Here is a 25,747-nt window from a genome sequence, read left to right on the forward strand (position 1 = left end):
CTCCCGGTGTCGTGCTGTGCGCGCCGTGTGTGCCGTGTGCGTCGCTCGGCTCAGCGCGAGCGCTTGGCCTCGGCTCAGCGCGAGCGCTTGGCCAGCCGCTCGATGTCGAGCAGGATCACGGCCCGCGCCTCCAGGCGCAGCCAGCCGCGGCCCGCGAAGTCGGCGAGCGCCTTGTTGACCGTCTCGCGGGAGGCGCCGACGAGCTGCGCCAGCTCCTCCTGCGTGAGGTCGTGCACCACGTGGATGCCCTCCTCGGACTGCACGCCGAAGCGCCGCGAGAGGTCGAGCAGCTGCTTGGCCACCCGGCCCGGCACGTCGGAGAAGACGAGGTCGGACATCGAGTCGTTGGTACGCCGCAGCCGCCGCGCGATGGCCCGCAGCAGCGCGGAGGCCACCTCGGGGCGGGCGTTCAGCCAGGGCTGGAGGTCGCCGTGGCCGAGACCGAGCAGCTTCACCTCGGTCAGGGCCGAGCCCGTGGCCGTGCGCGGGCCCGGGTCGAACAGCGACAGTTCACCGATCAGTTCGCCGGGGCCGAGCACCGCGAGCATGTTCTCCCGGCCGTCAGGGGAGGTGCGGTGCAGCTTCACCTTGCCCTCGGTCACCACGTACAGCCGGTCGCCCGGCTCGCCCTCGTGGAACAGGGTCTCGCCGCGGGCGAGCGTCGTCTCCGTCATGGAGGCACGCAGCTCAGCGGCCTGCTCCTCATCGAGCGCCGCGAAGAGCGGGGCGCGCCGCAGAACGTCGTCCACGAGTTCTCTCCTTGTCGACCTGCCCATGGGGTGGGCCTCCCGGTGGGGAAGCACCTTCGCTCCCATGATGCCGGACGGTAAAACAGTGCGATCAGTCACAAGTTTGACGCACACGGCACGGACACCCTAAGGCAGGGGGCCGATCGGGCCGCCGTCGGCCTTCGTACGGGGCGAATGTCGGTGCTCCCCCGTAGTCTTGCCGAGTGTTCAGTACCCCGGTGAGCGCAGGGAGAAAGGGGCCGCGCGGGTGACGGAGACGGGAGATTCCGCTGTGGGCGAACGCGGGCCCGCAAAACGCATAAGTGAAGCAAAAGTGGCATCGGCGGAGTCCGCTGCCTCGGGTGGCGCAACGAGAAAGCCGGCCGCGAAGAAGACGACGGCGAAGAAGTCCGCAGCCAAGAAGGCCACCGGGACCACGGGCGCGGCCGCCAAGAAGGCCGCGGCCAAGAAGAGCGCCGCAGGCAGTGGCGCGGCGAAGAAGACCGCCGCAGGCGGCAGCGGCGCCGCCAAGAAGAGCGCTGCGAAGAAGTCCGCCGCCAAGAAGACCAGCGTGCCCACAGGCGCGAAAACACAGGAGTCGCAGCTCACGCGCACCCGCCGCGCCCGCCGCATCAACCGCGAGCTCGCCGAGGTCTACTACTACGCGCACCCGGAGCTCGACTTCGAGAACCCCTTCGAGCTGCTCGTCGCCACGGTCCTCTCCGCGCAGACCACCGACCTGCGGGTCAACCAGACGACGCCCGCGCTCTTCGCCGCGTACCCGACCCCGGAGGACATGGCGGCAGCCGAGCCGGAGCGTCTCGAGGAGCTGATCAGGCCCACCGGCTTCTTCCGCTCCAAGGCGAAGTCGCTGCTCGGGCTCTCCAAGGGCCTGCGCGACGACTTCGGCGGCGAAGTGCCCGGCACGGTCGAGGAGTTGGTGAAGCTCCCCGGCGTCGGCAGGAAGACCGCGTTCGTGGTGCTGGGCAACGCCTTCGGCGTCCCGGGGCTGACCGTGGACACCCACTTCGGCCGCCTCGTACGCCGCTGGAAGCTCACCGAGCAGACCGACCCCGACAAGGTCGAGGCGGAGATCGGGGAGCTGCTGCCGAAGAGCGAGTGGACGATGTTCTCGCACCGCACGATCTTCCACGGCCGGCGGGTCTGCCACTCCCGCAAGCCCGCCTGCGGCGCCTGCCCGATCGCCGAGAGCTGCCCGGCGTACGGCGAGGGCGAGACCGACCCCGAGAAGGCGAAGAAGCTGCTCAAGTACGAGATGGGCGGCCAGCCAGGGCAGCGGCTCAAGCCCCCGGCCGACTTCCCCGGCAAGCCCGCGCCCCCGCTGGGCGGCAACGGGGCCGCCTCATGAGCCGTGCCCGTCCCACCTCGGCGGCCCACGGGAGCGCCGCGGCCGGTTCCGACGGCCCCGTCGAGGTCAGCGACCGCGGGCTGCCCGCGTGGCTGGACCCCGTGGCGCGGATGGCACGCGGCGTGGAGCCGCGCCAGCTCAGCCGCTTCCTGCCGCCCGAGGACGGCGCGGGCCGGCCCTCCGCTGTGCTGGTCCTCTTCGGCGAGGGCGCGCACGGGCCCGAACTGCTGCTGATCCAGCGCGCCTCCAGCCTGCGCTCGCACGCGGGCCAGCCCTCCTTCCCCGGCGGCGCCCTCGACCCCGAGGACGGCGACCCGCAGGGTGACGGACCGCTGCGAGCCGCGCTGCGCGAGGCCGAGGAGGAGACCGGGCTCGACCCCTCGGGCGTGCAGCTCTTCGCCACGCTCCCGGCGCTCTACATCCCGGTCAGCGGCTTCGTGGTCACCCCCGTTCTGGGCTGGTGGCGCAGCCCCTCGCCGGTCGCCCCCGTCGATCCGGCGGAGACCGCGCGGGTGTTCGCGGTGCCGGTCGCCGAGCTCACCGATCCGGCCCATCGCGCCATGGCACGGCACCCCTCGGGGCACACCGGGCCCGCTTTCCTGGTCGGCGGCGCGCTCGTCTGGGGATTCACCGCGGGAGTGATCGACCGGATACTGCACCACGCCGGCTGGGAGCGCCCCTGGGATCGCGAAAGGCACGTCCCCCTCGACTGGCACGCATGAGACGGTGACTGGCGTGAACGTGCTGGACATACTGCTGCTGCTCGCCGCCATCTGGTTCGCGGTGGTCGGCTACCGCCAGGGCTTCGTGGTCGGCGTCCTCTCCGTGATCGGGTTCCTGGGCGGCGGGCTCGTGGCCCTGCTCGGGCTGCCGATGCTGTGGGGCGAGCTCACGGACGACGCGCCGCCCGGCACGTTCGGCGTCATCGCCGCCGTGGTGATCGTGATCGTCTGCGCCTCGGTGGGCCAGGCGTTCACCACCCATCTGGGCAACAAGCTGCGGCAGTTCATCACCTGGTCCCCGGCCCGCGCGCTGGACGCGACCGGCGGCGCGCTGGTCAACGTCCTCGCCATGCTCCTGGTCGCCTGGCTCATCGGCGCGGCGCTGGCCGGCACCTCGCTGCCCACCGTGGGCAAGGAGGTGCGCGGCTCCCGGGTGCTCACCGGCGTCTCGCGGATCATGCCCACGCAGGCGGACAACCTGTTCGCGGACTTCTCCAACGTCCTCGCGCAGAACGGCCTCCCGCAGGCGTTCTCCCCCTTCTCCAACGAGCCGATCACCAACGTCCGCCCGCCGGACAAGCGGCTCGCCTCCGACCCGGTCGCGGCCCGCGCGCAGCAGAGCATCGTCAAGGTGCTGGGCAACGCGCCCAGCTGCGGCAAGGTCCTGGAGGGCACCGGCTTCGTCTTCGGGCACGAGCGGATCATGACGAACGCGCACGTCGTCGGCGGCGTGAAGGAGCCCACCGTGCAGGTCGGCGGCCAGGGCAGGAGGTACGCCGCGAAGGTGGTGCTCTACGACTGGCGCCGGGACATCGCGGTGCTGGACGTGCCGGAGCTGCCGGCGCCCGCGCTGCACTTCACCGGGGCCGACGCCGGGAGCGGCGACGACGCGATCGTGGCCGGGTTCCCGGAGAACGGCTCGTACGACGTGCGGGCCGCCCGCGTGCGCGGCCGTGTGCAGGCGAACGGCCCGGACATCTACCACCGCGGCAGCGTGAAGCGCGACGTCTACTCGCTCTACACGACCATCCGCCAGGGCAACTCCGGCGGACCGCTGCTCACCCCCGACGGGCGCGTGTACGGGGTGATCTTCGCCAAGTCGCTGGACGACGCGAACACCGGCTACGCGCTCACCGCCGACGAGGTGCGCGAGGACATCGCGCGCGGGCAGGCCGCCGAGCAGCGGGTCGACAGCCAGAGCTGCGCGATGTGAACGGGGTGCGCTCCGCGGTGAACGGGGTGCGCTCCGCGGGGCGGAGGGGGCGTGCGGCGCGGATCAGCCGCGGGTGTGCCTGATCCGCGCGCCGAACCACCGGGCCCTGCGCCGCAGGAGGCGCGGGATGCCCGGTTCGGCCTGCGGTTGATGATTGCCTGCGGTGCGCTGCGCGGGCACGCGGTCCCTTCGCGTTCCGCGGTCGCGTGCCAGGTCACGGTCGTCGTGCGTCCAGCCCATACAGCGGACTGTGCCCGTGCCCCAAGGTCGATAACCGCGGCGCGGGGGCCTCAATCGGCGTATGCGCGGGGCACGTTACGGACGTGCGTACTACGGATTTCCGTGCCCCGTACGTGCCCTGGCTCCTACCCCGTACCGTGCCCGGTCAACGGGCGGTCAGCGAGTCGTTCGGCGGGGCGTCCGGCGGGCGGTCAGCGGTCGGGTTCCGGGTCCTTGAGCCAGCTGATCAGCTCGGCGCCGAAGGCCTCCGGGTCCTCCTCGTGGGGCCAGTGCCCGAGCCCGTCGAACAGCCGCCAGCGGTAGGGCGCTTCGACGTACTCCCCGGAGCCGGCGGCGCTCCTGGTGCGCAGCACCGGGTCGAGCGAGCCGTGCAGATGCAGGGTCGGCACGCGCACGGGCAGCTTCATGCGCCGGTTGAACTGGATGCCGTCGGGGCGCGCCATGGAGCGCACCATCCACCGGTAGGGCTCGATCGAGCAGTGCGCGGTGGAGGGGATGCAGATCGCGCGCTGGTAGAGGCGCACGGCGTCGTCGGAGAGCGGTTCGCCGCCCGGGCCGGCCCACTCGCGGATCAGGCGCCCGGCCAAGGCGCCGTCGTCGGCCACCAGTTGACGCTCCGGCACCCACGGGCGCTGGAATCCCCAGATGTACGAGGAGGCCCTGGTCTGGCGCGGGTCGGCGAGCATCGCCGCACGCCAGCGCCGGGGGTGCGGCATCGAGGACACCGCGAGCCTGCGGATCAGCTTGGGCCGCATCACCGCGGCCGTCCACGCGAGATATCCGCCCAGGTCGTGGCCGACCAGCGCCGCGTCGGGCTCGCCGAGGGAGCGGATCACGCCGGTCACGTCCAGCGCGAGGTTGGCCGGGTCGTAGCCGCGCGGGGTGCGGTCGCTGCCGCCCACCCCGCGCAGGTCCATGGCGACCGCGCGATACCCCGCCTCGGCGAGCGCCGGGAGCTGGTGCCGCCACGTCCACCAGAACTGGGGGAAGCCGTGCAGCAGCATCACCAGCGGTCCGTCCCCCATCTCCGCGATATGGAACCGCGCGCCGTTCGCGGCGACTTCGCGGTGCGTCCAGGGGCCTTCGGGGCGGACGACTGTCGCGGAGTTCTCGGGGAGGGTCATACCGTCGAGCGTGTCACATGTGCGCCGGAGGAAGCGGTGTCCAGGTCGGTGGACTTGGCGGCCTCGCCGTCGCCCGCGGCGCGCGGGTGCGGCTTCGCGCGCTGGAGCACGGCCGCGGTCTCCTTCGCCGAGGCGATCGACTTGCGCGGCGGCTGGATCTTCTTGAACTTGCGCACCGCCAGCAGCACCAGGATCAGCGCCAGCAGGATGAACGCGCCGCCCACGATCAGGAACGACCAGGCGAGCCCGAGCCCCAGGTTGTGGATGCCGTACGCCGCGGCGAAGCTCAGCACTGGCAGGGAGAAGAGCAGCAGGACGCCCGCGACGATCGCCGCGCCGCTGCCGAAGACCCCCCGCTTCACGTCCTGCCGGATCTCGGCCTTGGCCAGCGCGATCTCGTCGTGCACCAGCGCGGACATCTCGGCCGTGGCCGCCGCGACCAGCTGGCCGAGGCTGCGGCCGTCGTCGGCTGCGCTCATCGGTTTCTCCCTCTTCTCTTGACGGCTCGTCACGGTCCCTGTGCGTACGGAGTCGTAACCCTGGGACACCTCAGCATGCCGGATCATCGTCCGTCACGTGTCGGCCGGTGGCCACTTCGGCAAGTCTGCGGTGTTCCGCCGCCCTGGCCTCGAGGATCTCCGCCATCCGCAGGTGGTACTCGGGACGGTGCTGCTCGTACACGTCCGGGATGCCGTCGCCGTCCTCGTCGCGCTCCTCCTCGTCGACCAGCGTCCGGTACTTCTTGGCACGCAGCTTCAGTACGACGGCCGACACCGCGGCCGCCAGCAGCGAGCCGATCAGGACCGCCGCCTTGGCCTCCTCGGTGAGCCCGGAGCCGCCGAAGGCCAGCTCGCTGATCAGCAGCGAGACGGTGAAGCCGATGCCCGCCAGCGAGGCGATGGCGAAGACGTCGGCCCAGGCCAGGTCCTTGTTCAGCTCGGCCTTGGTGAAGCGCGCCGTGAGCCAGGCGCCGCCGAAGATCCCGATGGTCTTGCCGAGCAGCAGCCCGCACACGATGCCCAGCGTCTCGGGCCGGGTGAAGACGTCGGTCAGCGCGCCGCCCGACACCGAGACACCCGCCGCGAACAGCGCGAACAGCGGCACCGCGAGCCCCGCCGAGAGCGGCCGTACGAGGTGCTCGATGTGCTCGGCGGGGGAGACCGTCTCGCCGTCCTTCTCCCGGACGGTGCAGCGCAACATCAGTCCCATCGCGACGCCAGCCACGGTGGCGTGCACCCCGCTGGCGTGCATCAGCGCCCAGATCACCGCGGCCAGCGGCACGTACACGTACCAGCCGCGTACGCCCTTGTGGTGCAGGAACCAGAAGGCCGCGAGCCCGGCCACCGCGCCCAGCAGCGCGCCGAAGCTGATCGCCGAGGTGTAGAAGACCGCGATGATCACGATCGCGCCGAGGTCGTCCACCACCGCGAGGGTGAGCAGGAAGGCGCGCAGCGAGGAGGGCAGCCCGGTGCCGAGCACCGCGAGCACGCCGAGCGCGAAGGCGATGTCGGTGGCCATCGGGATAGCCCAGCCCTTGAGGTCGCCGCCGCCGGAGACCGCGAAGCCGGCGTACACCAGCGCGGGAATCGCCATCCCGCAGATGGCGGAGACGATCGGCAGCGCGGCGGCCCGCGGATCGCGCAGCTCGCCGGCGACCAGCTCGCGCTTGAGCTCGATGCCCGCGACGAAGAAGAAGACCGTGAGCAGGCCGTCCTTGGCCCACTCGGCGACGGTGAGGTTCAGGTGCAGCGCCTCGGGCCCGATGCTGAAGTCCCGTACGCCGTCGTAGAAGCCGCTCAGCGGGGTGTTTGCCAGCACCAGCGCGGCCACGGCCGCCGCCAGCAGCAGCATGCCGCCGACCGTCTCGGTGCGCAGCGCGTCGGCGAGGAAGCGGCGCTCGCCCAGCGGCAGCCTGCCGAGGAAGACGGAGCGGCGGCGGCTCGACGCTTCGGACGTGGGGTGGGGCGGCGGGGTCACGGGGCCTCCTGGCGGCAGTGCGCGCCCGCCGGGAGCGGGTGCACGTCGTACACGAACGCCGACCAGACTTCCCGGCACACCCTGATTTTCCTGTCGCGTTCTTTACGCGACACCCCCACACCCTAACCAACACGAGTGAAGGGGGCGCCCCGGTCGAACCGGGACGCCCCCTTCGGAGCCCTCTGCGCGCGCCGACGCGCGCTGCCGCGCCGGGTCAGTCCTCGCTGGGGGCCGCGGGCAGCTTCTCCTGGATGAGGTTCATCACCGAGGAGTCGGTGAGGGTGCTGACGTCGCCCAGCGAGCGGTTCTCCGCGACGTCCCGGAGGAGCCGTCGCATGATCTTGCCGGAGCGGGTCTTGGGCAGCTCGGCGACCGGCAGGATGCGCTTGGGCTTGGCGATCGGGCCGAGCTGCTTGGCCACGTGCGAGCGCAGCTCCTCGACCAGGCCCTCGTCTTCCGCGTCCGCGGTGCCGCGGAGGATCACGAAGGCCACGATCGACTGGGTCGTCTGCGGGTCGGTGGCGCCGACGACCGCCGCCTCGGCGACCTTCGGGTGCGAGACCAGCGCGGACTCGACCTCGGTGGTGGCGATGTTGTGGCCGGAGACCAGCATCACGTCGTCGACGCGGCCGAGCAGCCAGATGTCGCCGTCCTCGTCCTTCTTGGCGCCGTCGCCCGCGAAGTACCTGTTCTCGAAGCGCGACCAGTACGTGTCGAGGAAGCGCTGGTCATCGCCCCAGATGGTGCGGAGCATGGACGGCCAGGGCTCGGTGAGCACGAGGTAGCCGCCACCGCCGTCGGGCACCTCGTTGGCCTCGTCGTCCACGACCGTCGCCGAGATGCCGGGCAGCGGGGTCTGCGCGGAGCCCGGCTTGGCCTCGGTGACGCCGGGCAGCGGGCTGATCATGATGCCGCCGGTCTCGGTCTGCCACCAGGTGTCCACCACGGGGGTGCGGTCGCCGCCGATGTGGTGGCGATACCAGACCCAGGCCTCGGGGTTGATGGGCTCGCCGACCGAGCCGAGGATCCGCAGCGAGGACAGGTCGAACTTCGCCGGGATGTCGTCGCCCCACTTCATGCAGGCGCGGATTCCGGTGGGCGCGGTGTAGAGGATGGTGACGCCGTACTTCTGCACGATCTCCCACCAGCGGCCCTTGTGCGGGGAGTCGGGCGTGCCCTCGTACAGCACCTCGGTGGCGCCGTTCGCCAGCGGTCCGTACACGATGTAGGAGTGGCCGGTCACCCAGCCCACGTCGGCGGTGCACCAGAAGACGTCGGTCTCCGGCTTGAGGTCGAACACCGCGTGGTGGGTGTAGGCGACCTGGGTCAGATAGCCACCGGTGGTGTGCAGGATGCCCTTCGGCTTACCCGTGGTGCCCGAGGTGTAGAGGATGAACAGCGGGTGCTCGGCGTCGAACATCTCCGGCGTGTGCTGCTCGCTCTGCCGGTCCACGACGTCGTGCCACCACAGGTCGCGCTCGTCGTTCCACTCGATGTCCTGCTGTCCGGTGCGCTTGACGACCAGGACGTTCCGCACGTTCTCGGTGCCGGGCTTGGTCAGCGCCTCGTCCACGGCGGGCTTCAGCGAACTGGCCGCGCCCTTGCGGTAACCGCCGTCGGAGGTGACCACGACGCGCGCGTCGGCGTCCTGGATGCGGGTGGCCAGCGCGTCGGCGGAGAAGCCGCCGAACACGACCGAGTGCGGTGCGCCGACGCGGGCGCAGGCCAGCATCGTGATCACCGTCTCGGGGATCATCGGCATGTAGACCGCGACCCGGTCGCCCTTCTGCACGCCCAGCTCGGTCAGGGCGTTGGCGGCCTTGGAGACCTCGCGCTGGAGGTCGGCGTACGTGAGGACACGCGAATCCCCGGGCTCGCCCTCGAAGTTGATGGCCACCCGGTCGCCGTTTCCGGCCTCGACGTGCCGGTCGACGCAGTTGTACGCGACGTTGAGCTTGCCGTCCTTGAACCATTTCGCGAACGGCGGATTCGACCAGTCGAGGGTCTCGGTGGGCTCGGTGCCCCAGCTCAGCCGGCGTGCCTGCTCGGCCCAGAAGCCCAGCCGGTCCGCCTTCGCCTGCTCGTACGCCTCCGCCGTCACATTGGCGTTCTCCGCCAGCTCGGCGGGGGGCGCGAACCTCCGCTCTTCATGAAGCAGGTTGGCCAGGCTTTCGTTGCTCACGACATCTCCCATTCCCAGGGTTGTCAGTTGTTCCCGGCCTTAGCTCATCAGCAGGCGTACCTCCATGACAAGGGTTCTCGGCGCGAGTGGTGTAGACCAAAACCTATGGTACGTGCGGCAGTTGTGCGGGCCTCCCACGTCACGCGGACTTCCGCGCCGCGCGGGCTCCCGTACGGCGCGGCCTCCCGTGTCATACGGGAGCCCGTACGTCGGGGTGCACCGGAACGAACAGCGGCCGCCCGTCGGGGCCCTCCGGCGCCCCGCCGTGCCCCGGCAGGTCCAGCACATATGCCTGAGCCCTGGCCACATCGAAGTACATCCCGTGCAGCTCAAGCGAACCGTCCCGCAGCCGCCGCGCCACGCAGTCGTGCAGCCCCAGATGCTCCAGCTGCTGGAGGACGTTGCTCAGGCACAGGGCCTCCAGAGGGTCCGCCACATCGCGGTCGGCGAACCCCGGGTGCCCGTGCCCCTGCCGCCCCAGCCGCTCCAGGCTCGGGCGCCCGTGCCGCAGCCAGCGGCGCAGCGGCGAGTCCCCTTCCTCGGGCTCCTCTCCCCGGTTGCCCGGCTCGTCCGCCGAAGCGGTGCTGTGCAGCGCCTGCATCGCGCCGCACCCCGAGTGCCCGCACACCGTGACGGAACCGACCCGCAGCACGTCCACGGCGTACTCGATGGCCGCGGCGACCGACTCGTCCCCCGACTCCTCGCCGGGCAGCGGCACCAGATTGCCGACGTTCCGCACGGTGAACAGGTCGCCCGGGCCGCTGGACGTGATCATGCTCGTGACCAGCCGGGAGTCCGCGCAGGTGAGGAAGAGCTGGGAGGGCTGCTGCCCCTCGGCCGCCAGCCGCGCCAGCTCGTCCCGCACCAGCGGCGCCGTGATCCGCTGGAAGTTGCGTACGCCGCCGAGGAGTTGGCCGCGGCGGGGAGCGGTGGTGGGCGCGGCGGCGGACGCGGTGGCGGCCGCGCCCGTGCCGGTGACCGCACCGGTGCCGGCTGCTCCGGTGTAGGTGCCGGTGCATGCGCCCTGGCCCGCGCCCGTGCCCGCGGTCCCGTGGGCGTCGGCCGCGCTCTTCGCTTCCGATGGATCAGCGGTGTGCGGTGACGCATCGGCGGCGTGCGGTCTCGTGCACTGGTGGTTGCGCCAGGGCAGCCAGGGCGTGCAGCGGTGCGAGGCGGAGGGCTCGGCGACCGGCCGGCCCCCGCGGTCGGTGATCTCGACCTCGCCGCCCTTCGCCGTGTGCGTGTCCCGCCACTCCTGCAGCGTCTCGTACGCCGCGTGATCCATGAACGAACCGTCCAGCTCGACCACAGCCCGTGCCCCTTCCGGTACCTGTGCGAGTGCGCGGCTCAGCCGCGGCACCGCGAGAAACGTCAACTGGCCGCGCACACACAGCCGGTGCTCCACTCCGTGTGCCGCCCCCTCGTCCCGCCCCGTGCCCTCCGCGCCGCAGCCCGGCTCCCCGTGGGTGATGCGGGTGCGGGCCAGCCGGTGCAGCGCGGTGGCCACCGCGACCGCGCCCCCGAGGAGCACTCCCTCCAGCACGCCGGCCAGCACCACGGCGCCGACGGTGACCGCGTAGACCGGGAACTCCCTGTTGCGGTGGACGTTCCTGATGTGCGCGAAGCTCACCATCTGGATGCCGACCACCATCACCAGCGCCCCCAGCGCCGCGAGCGGGATCCGCTCCAGGGCCCCGGCCAGGAACAGCGCCGCGAGCACCACCCACACCCCGTGCAGCACGGTCGCCGCCCTGCTCCGCGCTCCCGCGCGCACATTGGCCGAGCCCCGCACCGCGCCGCCGGACAACGGGAGCCCGCCCAGCGCCCCCGACACCGCGTTGGCGATGCCCTGACCGCGCAGCTCCTTGTCCAGATCGGTGCGGGGAGCGGGCGGGCCCGGCCTCTCGGCGGCGAGCTTGTCCACCGCGACGGCGGCCAGCAGCGACTCCAGGCCCGCGACCAGCGTCACCGTGAGCACCCCGGCGGCCAGCCCGGACACCGGCCCCTCCGGCAGCCCGGGCAGCACATGGCTGCCCCAGGACGGCAGGTGCACCCGGCGCACCTCCGGCATCGCCACGGCGGCCACCCCCGTCGCGCACACCACGGCGACCAGCGCCGCGGGCACCCGCGCCGCGCGTCTCCCCAGCCGCCCCGGCAGCCGCGGCCACAGCAGCAGCACCCCGACGGTGAGCACTCCCACGCCGCCGGCGGCGAAGTGCGGGTCGGCCAACTGGCCCGGCAGGGCGAGGAGGTTGGTGACCGCGTCGCCCTCGGGCTGACCGCCCAGCACCACGTGGAGTTGGGCCAGCGCGATGGTGATCCCGATCCCGGCCAGGGTCCCGTGCACGATCGCCGGGCTGACGGCCAGCGCCGTGCGGGCCCAGCGCAGCGCGCCCAGGGCGAGTTGGAGCAGACCGGCCAGCACGGTGATGGCGCAGGTGGTGGGCCAGCCATAGGTCTCGATCAGCCCGGCCGTGACCACGGTCAGCCCCGCCGAGGGGCCGCTGACCTGAAGCGGTGATCCGCCGATGAGGCCCGCGACGATGCCGCCGACCGCCGCGCCGACCAGCCCGGCCTGGAGCGGTGCGCCGACCGCGATGGCCAGGCCGAGGGAGAGCGGGATCGCGATCAGGAAGACGGTGACGGAGGCGGACAGATCCCGCATCAGCCCCTCCCGTCCCTCCCGCCCCCGCGGGGGCCTGCGGCCGTCGGGACGGGGAGCGCCGGGGCGGGCGGCGGTGCGTGTGGCGGTGCGGTGGGCGGAGGTCTGCTGGTCGGTGGTTGCGGGGGCACAGGCGGACATCGTGTCTCCTTCGCGGCGGCACGGTGCGTCACCGTCTGGCTGCTGGCCGTGTTCAAGCGTCGGTAAACGAATCGTAATGGCGTGTAAAGCGCCGAAGAAGCGCAGGAGCTGCGAATAGGGGTTCATTCCGTCCATGGGGTGAACGAACCCTGAGGCCGTCATCCGGGTCACCCACACCAAATGCCCCCTTTGCCCCGCCATGTGAGCTTGACTCACATGACTGGACCGGTGAGACACCACAGGCCGAGACGCCGCGGACCCGGACGCCTCGGGACGACGGTCACGGCCACGGCCGCCGCCCTGGCCGGGCTCGTGGTCCTCAGCGGCTGCGCCGACGGCGTGACCGGCAGCGGCGACGACCGTACGGACAAGCAGAACAAGCAGAGCGAGGCGCGCACCCACCAGCAGCGCAGCCCCGCGCGGCCGATCGGCGACGGCTCGACCGCACTCACCGGCAGCCAGCCCAACCAGCCCACCCCGCACAGGCTGCGCCCCGGCGAACGGCCCCCGCAGTTCGTCGTCTTCTCCTGGGACGGCGCGGGCGAGGACAGCAAGAAGCTGTTCTCCCGCTTCCGCGAGGCGGGCCGCAAGTACGGCGCCACGCAGACGTACTTCCTCAGCGGTATCTACCTGCTGCCCGAGGGCAGGGCCAAGCGCTACAGCCCGCCCGGCCACCCGCCGGGCGCCTCGGACATCGGCTACCTCAAGGACCGGAACGTACGGTCCACGCTGCGCCAGGTGCGCGGCGCCTGGCTCGACGGCAGCGAGATCGGCACCCACTTCAACGGCCACTTCTGCGGGCCTGGCGGGGTCGGCGACTGGTCGGTCGGGCAGTGGCGGAGCGAGATCCGCCAGGCCCGCTCGTTCGTCAGCGGCTGGCGCACCAACACCGGCTGGAAGGCGGTGCCCCCGCTGCCCTTCGACTACGGCCGCGAACTCGTCGGGGGCCGCGCGCCCTGCCTGGAGGGCCAGGAGAACCTGCTGCGCGCCGGGCGCGCCGAGGGCTTCCGCTACGACTCCAGCGGCAACGGCAAGCAGGTCTGGCCCGGCAAGAAACAGGGCCTGTGGGACCTGTCGCTCCAGCAGGTCCCGATGCCGGGCAGCTCGTACGAGACGCTGTCGATGGACTACAACTTCCTGGCCAACCAGTCCGTGACCACCGACGGACCCGAGTCCCGGCATCCCGCGTACAAGAAGCAGATGCGGGACGGCCTGCTCGCCGGCTTCGAGCGCGCGTACAAGGGCAATCGCGCGCCGATGGTCGTCGGCAACCACTTCGAGGACTGGAACGGCGGCGTCTACATGGACGCCGTCGAGGAGGTCATGAAGAAGACCTGCCGCCGCGACGAGGTGCGCTGCGTGTCCTTCCGCCAGCTCGTCGACTGGCTGGACGCGCAGGACCCGAAGACGCTCGCCGAGCTGCGAAAACTCGACGTCGGCGAGCGCCCGAAGGGCGGCTGGTCCTCCTTCGGCCAGGTCAGGCCGGCTGCGGAGAAGCAGACCGCGGCGCGCTCCCGCTGACCCCGGCACCCTCGCGCGCACCGGTCTCCGCGTCCTCGCGCAGCACGAAGGAGGGGTCGACCTGCGCCGCCAGGTCGACCCCGGTCCGCTCGTTGGCCCAGCTCTCCGCGTTGCGCAGGTGGAAGTGCACCATCTGGCGCGTGTAGCGCTCCCAGTCCCTGCGCTCGTACGCCGCGTCCGCCGTCTCCCGCAGGGTGTCCAGCGCGCCGCGCACCTCCTCCTCCAGCGCGCCGAACGGCCGCGGCCGCCCCTTCTCCATGGCCCGCACCCAGTCCGAGTGCCCCACGGTCGTGAGCAGGTCCTCTCCGACCTCCTCGCGCAGGAACTCGACGTCGTCGGGTCCCTGCACCTTGTTCCCGACGACGCAGAGGGGTACGTCGAAGTCGCGGGCGTACTCCTTGTACTGCCGGTACACCGAGACGCCCTTCCTGGTCGGCTCGGCCACCAGGAACGTCATGTCGAAGCGGGTGAACATCCCGGAGGCGAACGAGTCGCTGCCCGCCGTCATGTCGACGACCATGAACTCCCCGCGCCCGTCCACCAGGTGGTTGAGGCACAGCTCCACCGCACCGGTCTTGGAGTGGTAGCAGGCGACGCCCAGGTCGGACTCGGTGAACGGGCCCGTCGCCAGCAGCCGTACGTCGCCGCCCTCCAGCGGCACGGTCGTGGCACACGCGTCGTACACCGGGTTGTCCTCGGTGATCCGCAGCAGCCGGGAGCCCTCGCCGGGCGGGGTCGTCTTGATCATCGACTCGGCCGAGGCGATCCGCGGGTTGCTGCCGCGCAGATAGTCCTTGATCAGCGGCAGCCGAGCCCCGAGCGCGGGGAGCGCGGCCGCCGCCTCCTCGTCCAGGCCGAGCGCGGTGCCCAGGTGCTGGTTGATGTCCGCGTCCACGGCGACCACCGGCGCGCCCCGCGCCGCCAGACCGCGGACGAACAGTCCCGACAGCGTCGTCTTCCCGCTGCCGCCCTTGCCAACGAAAGCGATTTTCATGAACAAGAGCGTAGTCCTCCGTCACACCCGCCCCGCCCTCCCCCGGGGTACGGGCCACCCGAACGTGGGGCGCGGCGACCTCCCGCGTACCGGGTCGTAGGGTCGGACCCATGACGAGCACCGCTGACCCCCTGGCGCCGCTGGGCGCGCTGCCCGGCGTCGCCGACGCCGTCGCCTCCGTACGCACCGCCGTCGACCGGGTCTACGGCCATCGCGTGATGCGCCGCCGCAGCGCCGAGGTCACCGCCGAGGCGGCGCTGCGCGGGGCGCGCGGTTCGGCCGCGCTGGACGGCGCCGACTGGGCGCTCGAAGAGGTGCGCAGGCGCAGCGACTTCGGCGCGGCCGGCGAGCCGCGCACGGTCGGCGCGGCGCTGCGGCTGACCGCCGAGGCCGGCCAGCTCCTGGACGTCTGGCGGCAGTCGCCGCTGCGCGTGCTGGCCAGGCTGCACCTGGTCGCGGCCAGCGGCGACGCGGACGAGCAGCGGGTCGGCCGCCCCCGGCTGGCCGGCGAGCCGGTCGCCGACGCGGTGCCCGGCAAGGAGACCGCCGGGCTCCCCGAGCTGCCCAGCGCCGACGAGGTGTCGGCCCGGCTGGACGCGCTGGCCGGCATCGTGACCACGGGTACGGCGGCTCCCGCACTGGTGCAGGCGGCCGTGGTGCACGGGGAGCTGCGCACGCTGCGCCCCTTCGGCTCGTACAACGGCCTGGTGGCGCGCGCCGCCGAGCGGGTCGTCCTGGTCGCCAGCGGCCTCGACCCGAAGTCGATCTGCCCGGCCGAGGTCGGCCACGCGGAACAGGGCCGTGAGGCGTACGAGAGCGCCCTCGGCGGCTACGCGTCCGGCACCCCCGAGGGCATGGCCGAGTGGATCGCCTTCTGCGGCCGCTCCGTCGAGCTGGGCGTACGGGAGAGCACCGCGGTCTGCGAGGCCATGCAGCGCGGCGCGGCCTGAGGGCCGGGTGGTCCGGGTCCGGGTGTTGCCTGACTCCTGGTACTGAACGCACCCGTCTCGCATACGAATTGCGGCGACACCGCCGGACGGTGTCGCCGCTGGCATGGCCACCGGGTTACCAGTGCGTGCTCTCCATAGGGCCCATCAGGCCGGGTTCTTTGCCCGTCGCCTGGTGGGACATGCCCTGTCTGCGGGCTCGGCGTCGCGTGGGTGCCCGGTATTCATGCGATCCGGTCCGTGGGCCATGCGTACTGGGAGCCTCTCGGACTCCGCTGGTCTCGCGGGCCGTTGAGTCCTTTGTACTGCGCGCGTGGGTGAAGCGGAACCCCTCGCCGCAGATCTTTACTTTTCGCCTCTACCGCTGCCTATCGCCCCTTCCGGCTCCTTACGCTTCAAAGCAGCCTGAAGGGGTTGAATCGCCCGTAGCGCTCCCGGTGCCTGCTCGTGTACCAGACCAGGCCGGCGGCGGCCGCCGCGGCGCCCACGGCGGCCGCGGTCACCGCCAGCACCGGCCGGGAGGGCATCGACAGATTCGGGATCCGCTGCTTGAGTCGCACGGGGCGGGAGAAGGTCAGCACCGGCCAGTCCCTGGCCAGCGCCTCCTTGCGCAGCGCGCGGTCCGGATTGACCGCGTGCGGATGCCCGACCGCCTCCAGCATCGGGATGTCGGTCGCCGAGTCGCTGTACGCATAGCAGCGGGTCAGGTCATACCCCTCCGACCTGGCCAGATCCTCGATCGCCTCGGCCTTGGTGGGGCCGTACGCGTAGTACTCCACCTCGCCCGTGTAGCAGCCGTCCTCGACCACCATGCGGGTCGCCACCACGCGGTCGGCGCCGATCATCTCGCCGATGGGCTCGACCACCTCGGCCCCCGAGGTCGAGACGATCACCACATCGCGGCCGGCGAGATGGTGCTGCTCGATGAGGGAGGCGGCCTCGTCGTAGATGATCGGGTCGATCAGCTCGTGGATGGTCTCCGCGACGATCTCCTGCACCTGGGAGACGTTCCAGCCGCGGCACAGCGCCGAGAGATACTCGCGCATCCGTTCCATCTGGTCGTGGTCAGCGCCGCCGAGGAGATATACGAACTGGGCGTACGCGGTGCGCAGTACGGCACGGCGATTGATCAGGCCACCTTGGTAGAAGGACTTGCCGAAGGTGAGCGTGCTCGACTTCGCAATGACCGTCTTGTCCAGATCGAAGAACGCGGCTGTGCGGGGCATCGCAAGGTTTTCCACGAGGCCGAGCATAGGCGCCAACCATTCGGCGTAAGGTGGGGCGCGTGGGTTTGCCTGAGAAGGCTCTCGGGTACACCATGGAAGTCACGGATCGTTCGCGACCGTGCTAACCCGGCCCGACTCCTCCCCCCCCGAGTCGGCCGTGGAGACGACCCCCGCTCTCCCCCCCGGCGGGGGTCGTCGCATGTCCGGGGGCCTTTTTATGCGTCGAGGGCCGCGTCGCCCGAACTTCTCGATCTTTACGGGTGCCCGTTCCGGGGTGCGCGGATCTGTAACACACAGTAGCCATTGTGCTGCTCTCCGGAAGTCACCGGGATGGGTGAAGGAGTTATTCACAGGCTTCGAGTTGTCCACAGATTTGGACCATGATCATCAAGTTTTCCGGCTTCCCCGCACAGTGATTCCGCGACGGGTCCGCATCTGTTTGCGGACGCGAGCACGGCATGTGCGAAGAGGACGTGATCATGGCCGAAACCATTCTGATTGTTACCGAGGACGAGCTGCTCCTCGACGATCTGCTGAGGCTCTGCGCCGCCGCCGGAGCCGAGGCGGAAGTGGCCCACGGTGCCCCCGCTGACCGTGTGACCTGGGGGAGTTGGTCCGGGGCCGGTCCCTGGGAGAAGGCCCCGCTGGTGCTGGTGGGCGACGACTGCGCGGGTGCGCCGGGGTTCGGCGGGGCGCACGGTGAGGGAGGGGCGGGCGGAGCGCCCCGTCGCCCCGGGGTGCTCCTCGTCGGGCGCGATCTGGACGACCCCGGGGTGTGGGAGCGCGGTGCGCGGATCGGCGCCGAGGGCGTGGTGATGCTGCCCGATGCCGAGGGCTGGCTCGCGGGCCGGATCGCGGACGCGGCGGAGGGCGTGGGCCGCCCGGCGGTGACCGTCGGAGTGATCGGCGGACGCGGAGGCGCCGGCACGTCCACGCTGGCCGGAGCCCTGGCGCTGACCGCGGCGCGGGCGGGGCACCGCACCATGCTGATCGACGGCGACCCGCTGGGCGGAGGCCTGGACGTGCTGTTCGGCGGCGAGCGCGCCGCGGGGCTCCGCTGGCCCGCGTTCGCCGAGTCGCGCGGGCGTGTCGGCAGCGAGGCGCTGGAGGATTCGCTGCCCCGGCTCCACGAGCTGCGCGTGCTGAGCTGGGACAGGGGCGAGTCCGCCGTGGTGCCCGCCGACGCCATGAAGACCGTGCTGTCGGCGGCCAGGCGCCGCGAGGGCGTCGTGGTGGTGGACCTTCCGCGCCGGGTGGACGAGACGACCGCCGAGGCGCTGGCACAGCTCGACCTGGGCCTGCTGCTGGTGCCCGCCGAGCTGCGCGCGGTGGCGGCGGCGCACCGGGTGGCCTCCCGGGTGCGCCTGGTGCTGCGTGATCTGCGCGCCGTGGTCCGTACGCCGGGCGGCCCGGAAGGCGACCGCGGCTATGGCCCGGGGCTGGACGACACCGAGGTCGCGCGGCTGCTGGGGCTGCCGTTGGTGGGCGAACTGCCCTGGGAGCCCGGGGTGTTGGACGAGGCCGAGCGCGGTGTGCCGCCCGGAGACCGGGAGGCCGGCGCGCTGTCCAGATTCTGCAAGGCGTTCTGGGAGCAGGCCCTCGACGGCGGCGCGGCACGCGGGGGTGCGGCGGCATGAGCGGTCGTACGAAGGGTGTGCCGGGGGAGGCCGCGCCGGTGGACGTCTCGTCGTTGGGGGGCGCCCTGCCGGGGAGCGGGCCGTCGGGGGCCGGGCCCCTGGGAGCCGGGGCATCGGCGCCCGTGCTGAGCGCCGAACGTCCCGCCGGGGAAGCGCTGCTGGATGCCGTACGCGTCCGGCTCGCCGACACCGGGGCCGAGCCCACGCCCGCCAGGGTGGCCGCCGCGCTGCGGGCGCAGGGGCGGCTGCTGGGGGACAGCGAGGTGCTCGGCATCGCGCGGGCACTCCGTTCCGAACTGGTCGGCGCGGGCCCGTTGGAGCCCCTGCTGGCCGACCCCGAGGTCACCGACGTGCTGGTCAGCGGCCCCGAGGAGGTGTGGGTCGACAGGGGGCGCGGGCTGGAGCGCACGGCGGTGCGGTTCCGCGACGCCGGGGCCGTGCGGCGGCTGGCGCAGCGCCTGGCGACCTCGGCGGGACGGAGGCTGGACGACGCGCGGCCATGGGTCGACGCGCGACTGCCGGACGGCACGCGGTTGCACGCGGTGCTGCCGCCGGTGGCCGTCGGCTCGGCGTGTCTCTCGCTGCGGGTGCTGAGGCCCAGGGCGTTCACGCTCGCTCAGCTGGTGGCCGCCGGCACGGTGCCGCCAGGGGGCGACCGGCTGCTGCGGGCCCTGCTCGACGCCCGGCTCTCCTTCCTCGTCAGCGGCGGCACGGGCTCGGGCAAGACCACGCTGCTCAGCACCCTGCTGGGCCTGGTGCGCCCGTATGAGCGGCTGGTGCTCGCCGAGGACTCTGCGGAGCTCCGGCCCGAACACCCGCATGTGGTGCGGCTGGAGGCCCGGCCGCCCAATCAGGAGGGCGCCGGCGAGGTCGGCCTCGACGACCTGGTCCGCCAGGCGCTCCGGATGCGCCCGGACCGGTTGGTGGTCGGCGAGGTGCGGGGAGCCGAGGTGACCACGCTGCTGGCCGCGTTGAACACCGGCCATGAGGGCGGCAGTTGCACGGTCCACGCGAACGCCGCGGCCGACGTGCCGGCCCGCCTGGAGGCCCTGGCCACGGCCGCCGGACTGGAACGGGCGGCCCTGCACAGCCAGTTGGCCGCCGCCCTCCGCGTGCTCCTGCACGTGGCGCGCGACCGCACCGGACGCCGCCGCATCGCGGAGATCCATGTGCTGGAGCGTGACGCGCAGGGCCTGGTGAGCACGGTCCCCGCCGCGAGGTGGGGCGCCGCGGGATTCGCTCCGGAGCGCGGCTGGGACCGGCTGTGGGAGCTGTGCGGGCGGGGAGCGTCGCGTGGCGGGGCTCCTGGAGCGGCCGGAGTGTCCGGGGCGGCCGGAGTGCCCGGAGCTGCCGGAGCGGCTGGAGCTGCCGGAGTGTCCGGGGCGTTCGGCGTGTCGGGGGCGTCCGCGGCGGTCGGCGGCGCCGTGTCGGAGCCGCACGAGGGGAGGGGCACGCGATGACGGGCGCGAACGGTCTGGAGACCGCACCGGTGTATGCGGCCGCCGCCTGCGCGGGCGCCGCCGTGTGGATGATGGCCGGGCGCGAGGAGGGCATGCGGAGGGCGCGGCTGCTGCTCGCCGGGGGCGGCGAGGTGCAGCGTACGGGGGCCGGGCGACCGCTCCCCTGGCGGGAGTTGGCCCTTCGCCTGCGCGCCTGGTCGGGCGGCTCGCTGGGGCACGCCTGGTGGTGTCTGCCGCTCGGCGTGGCACTGGGGCTCCTCGGGCACTCCTGGCTCCCGGTCGTCCTGGGAGCGGTCGCCGTGTGGCCCGTACGGAGGTGGCTGAGGCACCGGGAGCGGCGGCGCGGCGCGGTGCGCAGGGAGGCCGCGGTCGTTGAGCTGTGCGACGCGGTGGCGGGAGAGCTGCGCGCGGGCAGGCCGCCGGACCGGGCGCTGCTGGCCGTGGGCGCGGGCGCCCTGCGGGAGTTGGGCGATCCGGGGTCGGCCGTGCTGGCGGCGGCGCGCTTCGGCGGGGACGTACCGGAGGCACTGCGGCACGCGGGAGCGCTGCCCGGCGCCGAGGGGCTGCGCATGGTGGCCGGGTGCTGGCAGGTGTCGGTGGAGCGCGGCGCGGGCCTGGCCGAGGGGCTGGAGCGCATCGCGGCGACGCTGCGGGAGGAACGGGCGCTCAGAGAGGAAGTCGAGGCCCAGTTCGCGGGGCCGAGGGCGACCATCGCGGTGCTGGCGCTGCTCCCGGCGTTCGGGCTCCTGCTGGGCGGCGCGATGGGGGCCGACCCACTGGAGGTGCTGCTGCACACGCCTGCGGGACTCGCTTGCCTGGTGGCGGGAGCCGCCCTGCAGGGCGCGGGCATCGCCTGGGCGCTGTTCCTGCTGCGATCGGCGAGCAGGAGGGGCGGATGAACGCGGCGGGAGTGGTCGGCGGAGCGGGGCTGGCGGCTGTGCTCGGGTGGGCGCCGCTCTCGTGGCTCGTTCCGCTCTGGTGGGGTTCGGCGCTGTTGTCGGGTGGCTGCGCGGCGGCCGGCGTGCTGGCCCTCGGGCGGCCCGGTGGCCGGGGTGTGCGGCGCAGGGCGCGGTGGCTGGTGCCGTCCGAGGAGCCGGCCGCGGCGGGGGAGCGGGGTTGGTGGGCCGCCCGCTTCTTCCGGCGGATGGGTGCTCGGGCGGGAGTCCGTTCCCGCGCGGACGTCCGCGCCCGGTTGGAGGACCGGCGGCTGCGGGAGGCGGCGGCCTCGCTGGCGGCCCTGGCGTTCGGCGCGGTGGTGCTCGGCGGGGTGTTCGGGTGGTTCGTGGGCGTGGCCGGTGCCCTCGGCGTACGGCGTCTGCTGCGGAGCCGGTCGGCGCGCGGCGGGGGCGCGGAGGAGGCCGAGTCGCGGCGCGCGGCGGCACAACTGCCGCTGGCCGCCGATCTGCTGGCGGCCTGCCTCGCGGCGGGGTCGGCGCCTGGACGGGCTGCCGAAGCGGTGGGCCAGGCCCTGGGCGGCCCGTTGGGTGAGCGCCTGGTGCGGGTCGCCACGGAGCTGGGGCTCGGCAGTGAACCGGGCGCTGCATGGCGGCCCTTCGCGGCCCTGCCCGGCGGTGCCGGGCTCGCGCGGTGCATGGAGCGCGCCGCCGCCGGTGGCGCTCCCGCCGTGGACCCGGTGACGCGGCTGGCCGCCCAACTGCGGGCGGACGGCGCGCGGGAGAGCGCGGCACGGGCCCGGCGCGCCGCGGTCCTGGTGACCGGCCCGCTGGGTCTGTGCTTCCTGCCGGCGTTCCTGGCGGTGGGGGTGGCCCCGGTCGTGATCGGGCTGGCCGGGGCCCTGAGGTGAACGAGGCGTGAGAGCGGGCCTCAGTGGGGGCGGGCCCAAGAGCGGCCCCAAGCGGTGCGCCAGAGCGGCGCAGGTAGGTCGGAGCGGATCAGTGTCCCCGCGGGTGCGGGGCGAGGAAGGAGCGGCGTGATGGGACAGCGCATGGCGAGTACGAGGGCAAGGGCGGAGGCAGCGGTGCTGCGGAGGCTGTACGGGGCGCTGGGCGGCGCGCGGGAGGCGGGGATGTCCACGGCGGAGTACGCGGTCGGCACGCTGGCCGCCTGCGCCTTCGCTGCGGTGCTCTACAAGATCGTGACGAGCGGCACGGTCAGCGGCGAGCTGCAACAGCTCATCGGGAGGGCGCTCCATGCGGAGTTCTGAGAACGGACTGTGGCCGCCCGGAGAGCCCGGAGCCCCGGGAGCCCCCGGACATCCCGGAAGGAGCGGTGGGCGGCGGGGCGGGGACGCCGGGTTCGTGACGGCGGAGGCGGCCGTGGTGATCCCGTCGCTGGTCCTCCTGTTCACGGTGCTGCTCTGGGGCGTGACGGCGGCCATCGCGCGCATCCAGTGCGTAGACGCCGCCCGTGCGGGGGCCCGGGCCGCGGCACGGGGCGACGCGCCAGCCGGAGTGCGGGCCGCGGTGCTGAGCGCCGCGCCGAACGGCGCCGAGGTCGCCACGACCCGTCAGGGCGACATGGTGCGGGTGGAGGTGCGGGTCAGAACGGCGGGCCCCGGCCCCCTCTCGCTGAGCCTGCGCGCACACGCCGTGGCCCTGGACGAGGAGCACGTGGGGGAGGGGGCGGGTGATGTGGATGCCGGGGCGGAGGCGGTGCGGAGCGCTGCGGTGTGACCGCGGTTCGGCGACGGTGTGGGCGGCGACGGGTGCGACGGTGCTGTGCATGCTGCTGGACCTGCTGCTCGGGCTCGGCGAGGCCATCGCCGCCCGGCACCAGGCGGGAGCGGGCGCGGACTTGGCCGCGCTGGCCGCGGCGGACAGCGCGCTGGAGGGCGGGGCCCGCGCCTGCGCGACGGCGCGCACGGTGGCGGAGGCGCAGGACACCAGGCTGCTGCGCTGTGCGGTACGGGACGAGATCGCGGACGTCACGGCACAGGCCCACCTCGGCCCGTACGCCCCGTCCGTACGGGCACGGGCGGGACCGCCAGGAGCGGTGGGGACGGCGGACGTACCGAGCCCAGCCGTCCCTACGGGAGCGAGCCGGTCAGGCGGAGCCGGCCGGTCAGGCGGAGGGGTCCTGCGGGGCCGCCTTCAGGACCTCCGTCAGCAGGCGGATCGCTCCCCGCTTGTGGAGCGGGTCGTTGCCGTTGCCGCACTTCGGGGACTGGATGCACGAGGGGCACCCGCCCTCGCACTCGCAGGCGGCGATGGCGTCGCGGGTGGCGGTGAGCCATTCGCGGGCGGTGTGGAAGGCGCGTTCGGCGAAGCCCGCGCCGCCGGGCTGGCCGTCGTAGACGAACACGGTGGGGAGGAGCGTGTCCGGGTGCAGGGGTATGGAGACGCCGCCGATGTCCCAGCGGTCGCAGGTGGCGAAGAGCGGCAGCAGGCCGATGGAGGCGTGCTCGGCGGCGTGCAGCGCCCCGCCGAGTACCTCCGGGCCGACGCGCGCGTCGTCGAGCTGGTCCTCGGTGACCGTCCACCACACGGCGCGGGTCCGCAGGGTGCGCGGCGGAAGGTCGAGCTTGGTCTCGCCGAGCACCTCGCCGGTGATGACGCGGCGGCGCAGATAGGAGACGACCTGGTTGGTGACCTCGACCGTGCCGTAGCACAACCGCGCATCGCCCCAGGGCACTTCGGCGTCGGTCTCCAGGACGGAGACGGAGGTGGTGTCCCGCGCCATGGTGGTCCAGGGCGGGTTGGACTCCTTGACCAGGGCGGCGGAGTCGTCCAGGTCGAAGCGTTCCACGACATAGGTGCGCCCCTGGTGGAGGTGCACCGCGCCCTCGTGGACGGTGGTGTGGGCCGCGGCGGCGTCCACGGTGCCCAGCAGCCGCCCGGTGCCGGACTCCACGACCTGTACGGGCTTGCCGCCCGAGCCGCGGATGTCGGCGAGGTCGGCGGGGCTGTCCTTCCGCGTCCAGTACCAGGAGCGGCCGCGCCGGCGCAGCAGCTTCCGCCCCTCCAGGCTGCCCAGCACGTCGGTGAAGGACGGCCCGAAGAGCTCCGCGTCGGACTCGCCGAGGGGGATCTCGGCGGCGGCGGCGCAGAGGTGCGGGGCCAGGACGTAGGGGTTGTCCGGGTCCAGCACGGTGGACTCGACCGGGCGCCGGAAGACGGACTCCGGGTTGTGCACCAGGAAGGTGTCCAGCGGGTCGTCGCGGGCGACCAGGATGGCCAGCGCGCCCTCCCCGGTGCGTCCGGCGCGCCCGGCCTGCTGCCACAGCGAGGCGCGGGTCCCCGGATAGCCGGTGATGATCACGGCGTCCAGGCCGGAGACGTCGACGCCGAGCTCCAGCGCGTTGGTGGCGGAGAGGCCGAGCAGGTCGCCGGTGTGCAGGGCGTGTTCGAGCGCGCGGCGCTCCTCGGGCAGATAGCCGCCGCGGTAGGCGGCGATCCGGGAGGCGAGCCGCCGGTCGACGGCGCCGAGGCGGTCCTGCGCGATGACGGAGACGAGCTCGGCGCCGCGCCGGGAGCGTACGAAGTCGACCGTGCGCACCCCCTGGAGCGCCAGGTCGGTGAGCAGGTCGGCGGACTCCGCCGTCGCGGTGCGGCGGACCGGCGCGCCGCGCTCGCCCTCGAGGTCGGTCAGCGGCGGCTCCCACAGCGCGAAGACGAGCTCCCCGCGCGGCGAGGTGTCCTCGGTGACCGCGGTGACAGGTACGCCGGTGAGCCGCTCCGCCGCGTCGCCGGGGTCGGCCGAGGTGGCAGAGGCGAGCAGGAAGACCGGCTCGGACCCGTACTTGGCGCACAGCCTGCGCAGCCGCCTGATCACCTGGGCCACGTGCGAGCCGAAGACCCCGCGGTAGGTGTGGCATTCGTCGATCACGACATAGCGCAGCGCGCGCAGGAAGGAGGACCAGCGGGTGTGCCCGGGCAGGATGCCGCGGTGGAGCATGTCCGGGTTGGTGAGAATGTAATTGGCGAAGCGCCTGACCCACTCGCGCTCTTCGGGGGGAGTGTCCCCGTCGAAGAGCGCCGGGCGCACGGAGTCGCCGAGGGGAGCGGCCAGTTCGGAGACCGCCCGGCGTTGGTCGGCGGCGAGTGCCTTGGTGGGCGCGAGGTAGAGCGCGGTGGCCCCGCGTTTGTTCGCCGCGCGAGAACCTTCGTGGAGCGCGTCCAGCACGGGGAGTTGATACGCGAGGGACTTGCCGGAGGCCGTTCCCGTGGCGATCACCACGGATTCGCCGTCCAGCGCGTGGCCGACGGCGCGCGCCTGGTGCTCCCAGGGGCGGTCGATCCCGGTGGCCCGCACCGCGTCGGTCACCTCGGAGCGGATCCGCCCCGGCCAATCGGCATGGCGGCCCTGTCGCGGGGGCAAGTGCTCCGTATGGGTGACACGGGCAGCGCGTTCGGCCCCCGCGGTGAGCTGGTCGAGCACCGCGCGGGGGTCGCTGTGGCGAACCTTGCGGGAGGGCACAGCACGTGAGCGTACGCTCGTTGACCGTGGGCGATGTCCGTCGGCGTCCCCCGCACCCGGAGACGGCGCCGGCGACCCGGCTCTGACACTCAGGGTGCCCCAGGCGTGACGGACAATGGCCGCAAGGCGTCGTGCGTGGAGGCATGTAAGTGATTGAATGCCTCTGCGGCTGCCGATCCGTCCCCGCCTCGGCCGGGAGGCACCGGGGCGGACGACTCGATAGCAAGG

At 73.1% G+C, this 25,747-nt stretch carries 21 protein-coding genes and 1 pseudogene; 12 read left to right on the forward strand and 10 right to left on the reverse strand.

What is annotated here, in order from left to right; genetic code table 11:
• Positions 1–74 precede the first annotated feature (74 nt).
• The gene (locus ABEE00_RS22670) at positions 75–749 is read right to left on the reverse strand and encodes a Crp/Fnr family transcriptional regulator (protein WP_345747449.1); all 675 of its coding nucleotides are present in this window, start codon (positions 747–749) and stop codon (positions 75–77) included.
• Positions 750–1,062: 313 nt separating this feature from the next.
• Between ABEE00_RS22670 and nth the strand changes: the two genes are divergently transcribed.
• From nth to ABEE00_RS22685, 3 genes are read left to right on the forward strand one after another with little or no spacing between them, the layout of a single operon-like run.
• On the forward strand, positions 1,063–2,097 hold the full coding sequence (nth, locus tag ABEE00_RS22675) for an endonuclease III (protein ID WP_345747450.1): 1,035 nt from the start codon (positions 1,063–1,065) through the stop codon (positions 2,095–2,097).
• The gene (locus ABEE00_RS22680; RefSeq protein ID WP_345747451.1) at positions 2,094–2,819 is read left to right on the forward strand and encodes an NUDIX hydrolase; all 726 of its coding nucleotides are present in this window, start codon (positions 2,094–2,096) and stop codon (positions 2,817–2,819) included. The genes nth and ABEE00_RS22680 overlap by 4 nt, the downstream gene beginning before the upstream one ends.
• A gap of 13 nt (positions 2,820–2,832) precedes the next feature.
• Positions 2,833–4,032 (forward strand): MarP family serine protease, encoded by a 1,200-nt coding sequence (locus tag ABEE00_RS22685; protein WP_345747452.1) that lies wholly within the window; start codon positions 2,833–2,835, stop codon positions 4,030–4,032.
• Between the two features lie 63 nt (positions 4,033–4,095).
• Here ABEE00_RS22685 and ABEE00_RS22690 read toward each other — a convergent pair whose 3' ends face one another.
• From ABEE00_RS22690 to ABEE00_RS22715, 6 genes are all read right to left on the reverse strand, one after another.
• Positions 4,096–4,272: a hypothetical protein gene (locus ABEE00_RS22690; protein WP_345747453.1), complete on the reverse strand. Its 177-nt coding sequence runs from the start codon at positions 4,270–4,272 to the stop codon at positions 4,096–4,098.
• Between the two features lie 191 nt (positions 4,273–4,463).
• Positions 4,464–5,396, reverse strand: coding sequence for an alpha/beta fold hydrolase (locus ABEE00_RS22695; protein ID WP_345747454.1), 933 nt, complete (start codon positions 5,394–5,396; stop codon positions 4,464–4,466).
• Positions 5,393–5,875, reverse strand: coding sequence for a phage holin family protein (locus ABEE00_RS22700; protein WP_345747455.1), 483 nt, complete (start codon positions 5,873–5,875; stop codon positions 5,393–5,395). The genes ABEE00_RS22695 and ABEE00_RS22700 overlap by 4 nt, the downstream gene beginning before the upstream one ends.
• Positions 5,876–5,945: 70 nt before the next feature.
• Complete coding sequence (gene nhaA, locus ABEE00_RS22705; RefSeq protein ID WP_345747456.1) at positions 5,946–7,373, reverse strand: Na+/H+ antiporter NhaA; 1,428 nt, start codon at positions 7,371–7,373, stop codon at positions 5,946–5,948.
• A gap of 214 nt (positions 7,374–7,587) precedes the next feature.
• On the reverse strand, positions 7,588–9,555 hold the full coding sequence (acs, locus tag ABEE00_RS22710; RefSeq protein ID WP_345747457.1) for an acetate--CoA ligase: 1,968 nt from the start codon (positions 9,553–9,555) through the stop codon (positions 7,588–7,590).
• A 190-nt stretch (positions 9,556–9,745) separates the two neighbouring features.
• Positions 9,746–12,358 (reverse strand): SulP family inorganic anion transporter, encoded by a 2,613-nt coding sequence (locus ABEE00_RS22715; protein ID WP_451918643.1) that lies wholly within the window; start codon positions 12,356–12,358, stop codon positions 9,746–9,748.
• 216 nt (positions 12,359–12,574) lie between these two features.
• Here ABEE00_RS22715 and ABEE00_RS22720 point away from each other — a divergent pair, with 216 nt between their 5' ends.
• A complete protein-coding gene (locus ABEE00_RS22720; RefSeq protein ID WP_345747458.1) occupies positions 12,575–13,879 on the forward strand; it encodes a polysaccharide deacetylase family protein in 1,305 nt (434 codons plus the stop codon).
• On the opposite strand, the gene ABEE00_RS22725 is transcribed toward ABEE00_RS22720, so the two are convergent.
• The gene (locus ABEE00_RS22725) at positions 13,836–14,873 is read right to left on the reverse strand and encodes an ATP-binding protein (protein WP_345747459.1); all 1,038 of its coding nucleotides are present in this window, start codon (positions 14,871–14,873) and stop codon (positions 13,836–13,838) included. The two genes, ABEE00_RS22720 and ABEE00_RS22725, sit on opposite strands and share 44 nt — an antisense overlap.
• A 110-nt stretch (positions 14,874–14,983) precedes the next feature.
• Here ABEE00_RS22725 and ABEE00_RS22730 point away from each other — a divergent pair, with 110 nt between their 5' ends.
• Positions 14,984–15,823 carry a Fic family protein gene (locus ABEE00_RS22730; RefSeq protein WP_345747460.1) on the forward strand — a complete coding sequence of 280 codons (840 nt, stop codon included), beginning with the start codon at positions 14,984–14,986 and terminating at the stop codon, positions 15,821–15,823.
• A 392-nt stretch (positions 15,824–16,215) separates the two neighbouring features.
• On the opposite strand, the gene ABEE00_RS22735 is transcribed toward ABEE00_RS22730, so the two are convergent.
• A complete protein-coding gene (locus tag ABEE00_RS22735) occupies positions 16,216–17,073 on the reverse strand; it encodes an HAD family hydrolase (protein WP_345747461.1) in 858 nt (285 codons plus the stop codon).
• Between the two features lie 452 nt (positions 17,074–17,525).
• Here ABEE00_RS22735 and ssd point away from each other — a divergent pair, with 452 nt between their 5' ends.
• From ssd to ABEE00_RS22770, 7 genes and pseudogenes are all read left to right on the forward strand, one after another.
• A complete protein-coding gene (gene ssd / locus ABEE00_RS22740) occupies positions 17,526–18,683 on the forward strand; it encodes a septum site-determining protein Ssd (protein ID WP_345747462.1) in 1,158 nt (385 codons plus the stop codon).
• Complete coding sequence (locus ABEE00_RS22745; protein WP_345747463.1) at positions 18,680–20,143, forward strand: TadA family conjugal transfer-associated ATPase; 1,464 nt, start codon at positions 18,680–18,682, stop codon at positions 20,141–20,143. The genes ssd and ABEE00_RS22745 overlap by 4 nt, the downstream gene beginning before the upstream one ends.
• The gene (locus tag ABEE00_RS22750) at positions 20,140–21,042 is read left to right on the forward strand and encodes a type II secretion system F family protein (RefSeq protein ID WP_345747464.1); all 903 of its coding nucleotides are present in this window, start codon (positions 20,140–20,142) and stop codon (positions 21,040–21,042) included. The genes ABEE00_RS22745 and ABEE00_RS22750 overlap by 4 nt, the downstream gene beginning before the upstream one ends.
• Positions 21,039–21,947, forward strand: coding sequence for a type II secretion system F family protein (locus ABEE00_RS22755; protein WP_345747465.1), 909 nt, complete (start codon positions 21,039–21,041; stop codon positions 21,945–21,947). The genes ABEE00_RS22750 and ABEE00_RS22755 overlap by 4 nt, the downstream gene beginning before the upstream one ends.
• A gap of 129 nt (positions 21,948–22,076) precedes the next feature.
• Positions 22,077–22,307, forward strand: a complete 231-nt coding sequence (locus ABEE00_RS22760; protein WP_345747466.1) for a DUF4244 domain-containing protein — start codon at positions 22,077–22,079, stop codon at positions 22,305–22,307.
• Between the two features lie 94 nt (positions 22,308–22,401).
• A complete protein-coding gene (locus ABEE00_RS22765; protein ID WP_345747467.1) occupies positions 22,402–22,776 on the forward strand; it encodes a TadE family type IV pilus minor pilin in 375 nt (124 codons plus the stop codon).
• 49 nt (positions 22,777–22,825) lie between these two features.
• Positions 22,826–23,026 (forward strand): annotated as a pseudogene (locus tag ABEE00_RS22770) (Rv3654c family TadE-like protein); the annotation flags it as partial.
• Between the two features lie 138 nt (positions 23,027–23,164).
• On the opposite strand, the gene ABEE00_RS22775 reads toward ABEE00_RS22770, so the two are convergent.
• The gene (locus ABEE00_RS22775; RefSeq protein ID WP_345747468.1) at positions 23,165–25,519 is read right to left on the reverse strand and encodes a DEAD/DEAH box helicase; all 2,355 of its coding nucleotides are present in this window, start codon (positions 25,517–25,519) and stop codon (positions 23,165–23,167) included.
• Between the last annotated feature and the right edge of the window lie 228 nt (positions 25,520–25,747).

This window comes from Streptomyces odontomachicola, from assembly GCF_039605595.1.
In the GTDB taxonomy this organism is placed as follows: domain Bacteria; phylum Actinomycetota; class Actinomycetes; order Streptomycetales; family Streptomycetaceae; genus Streptomyces.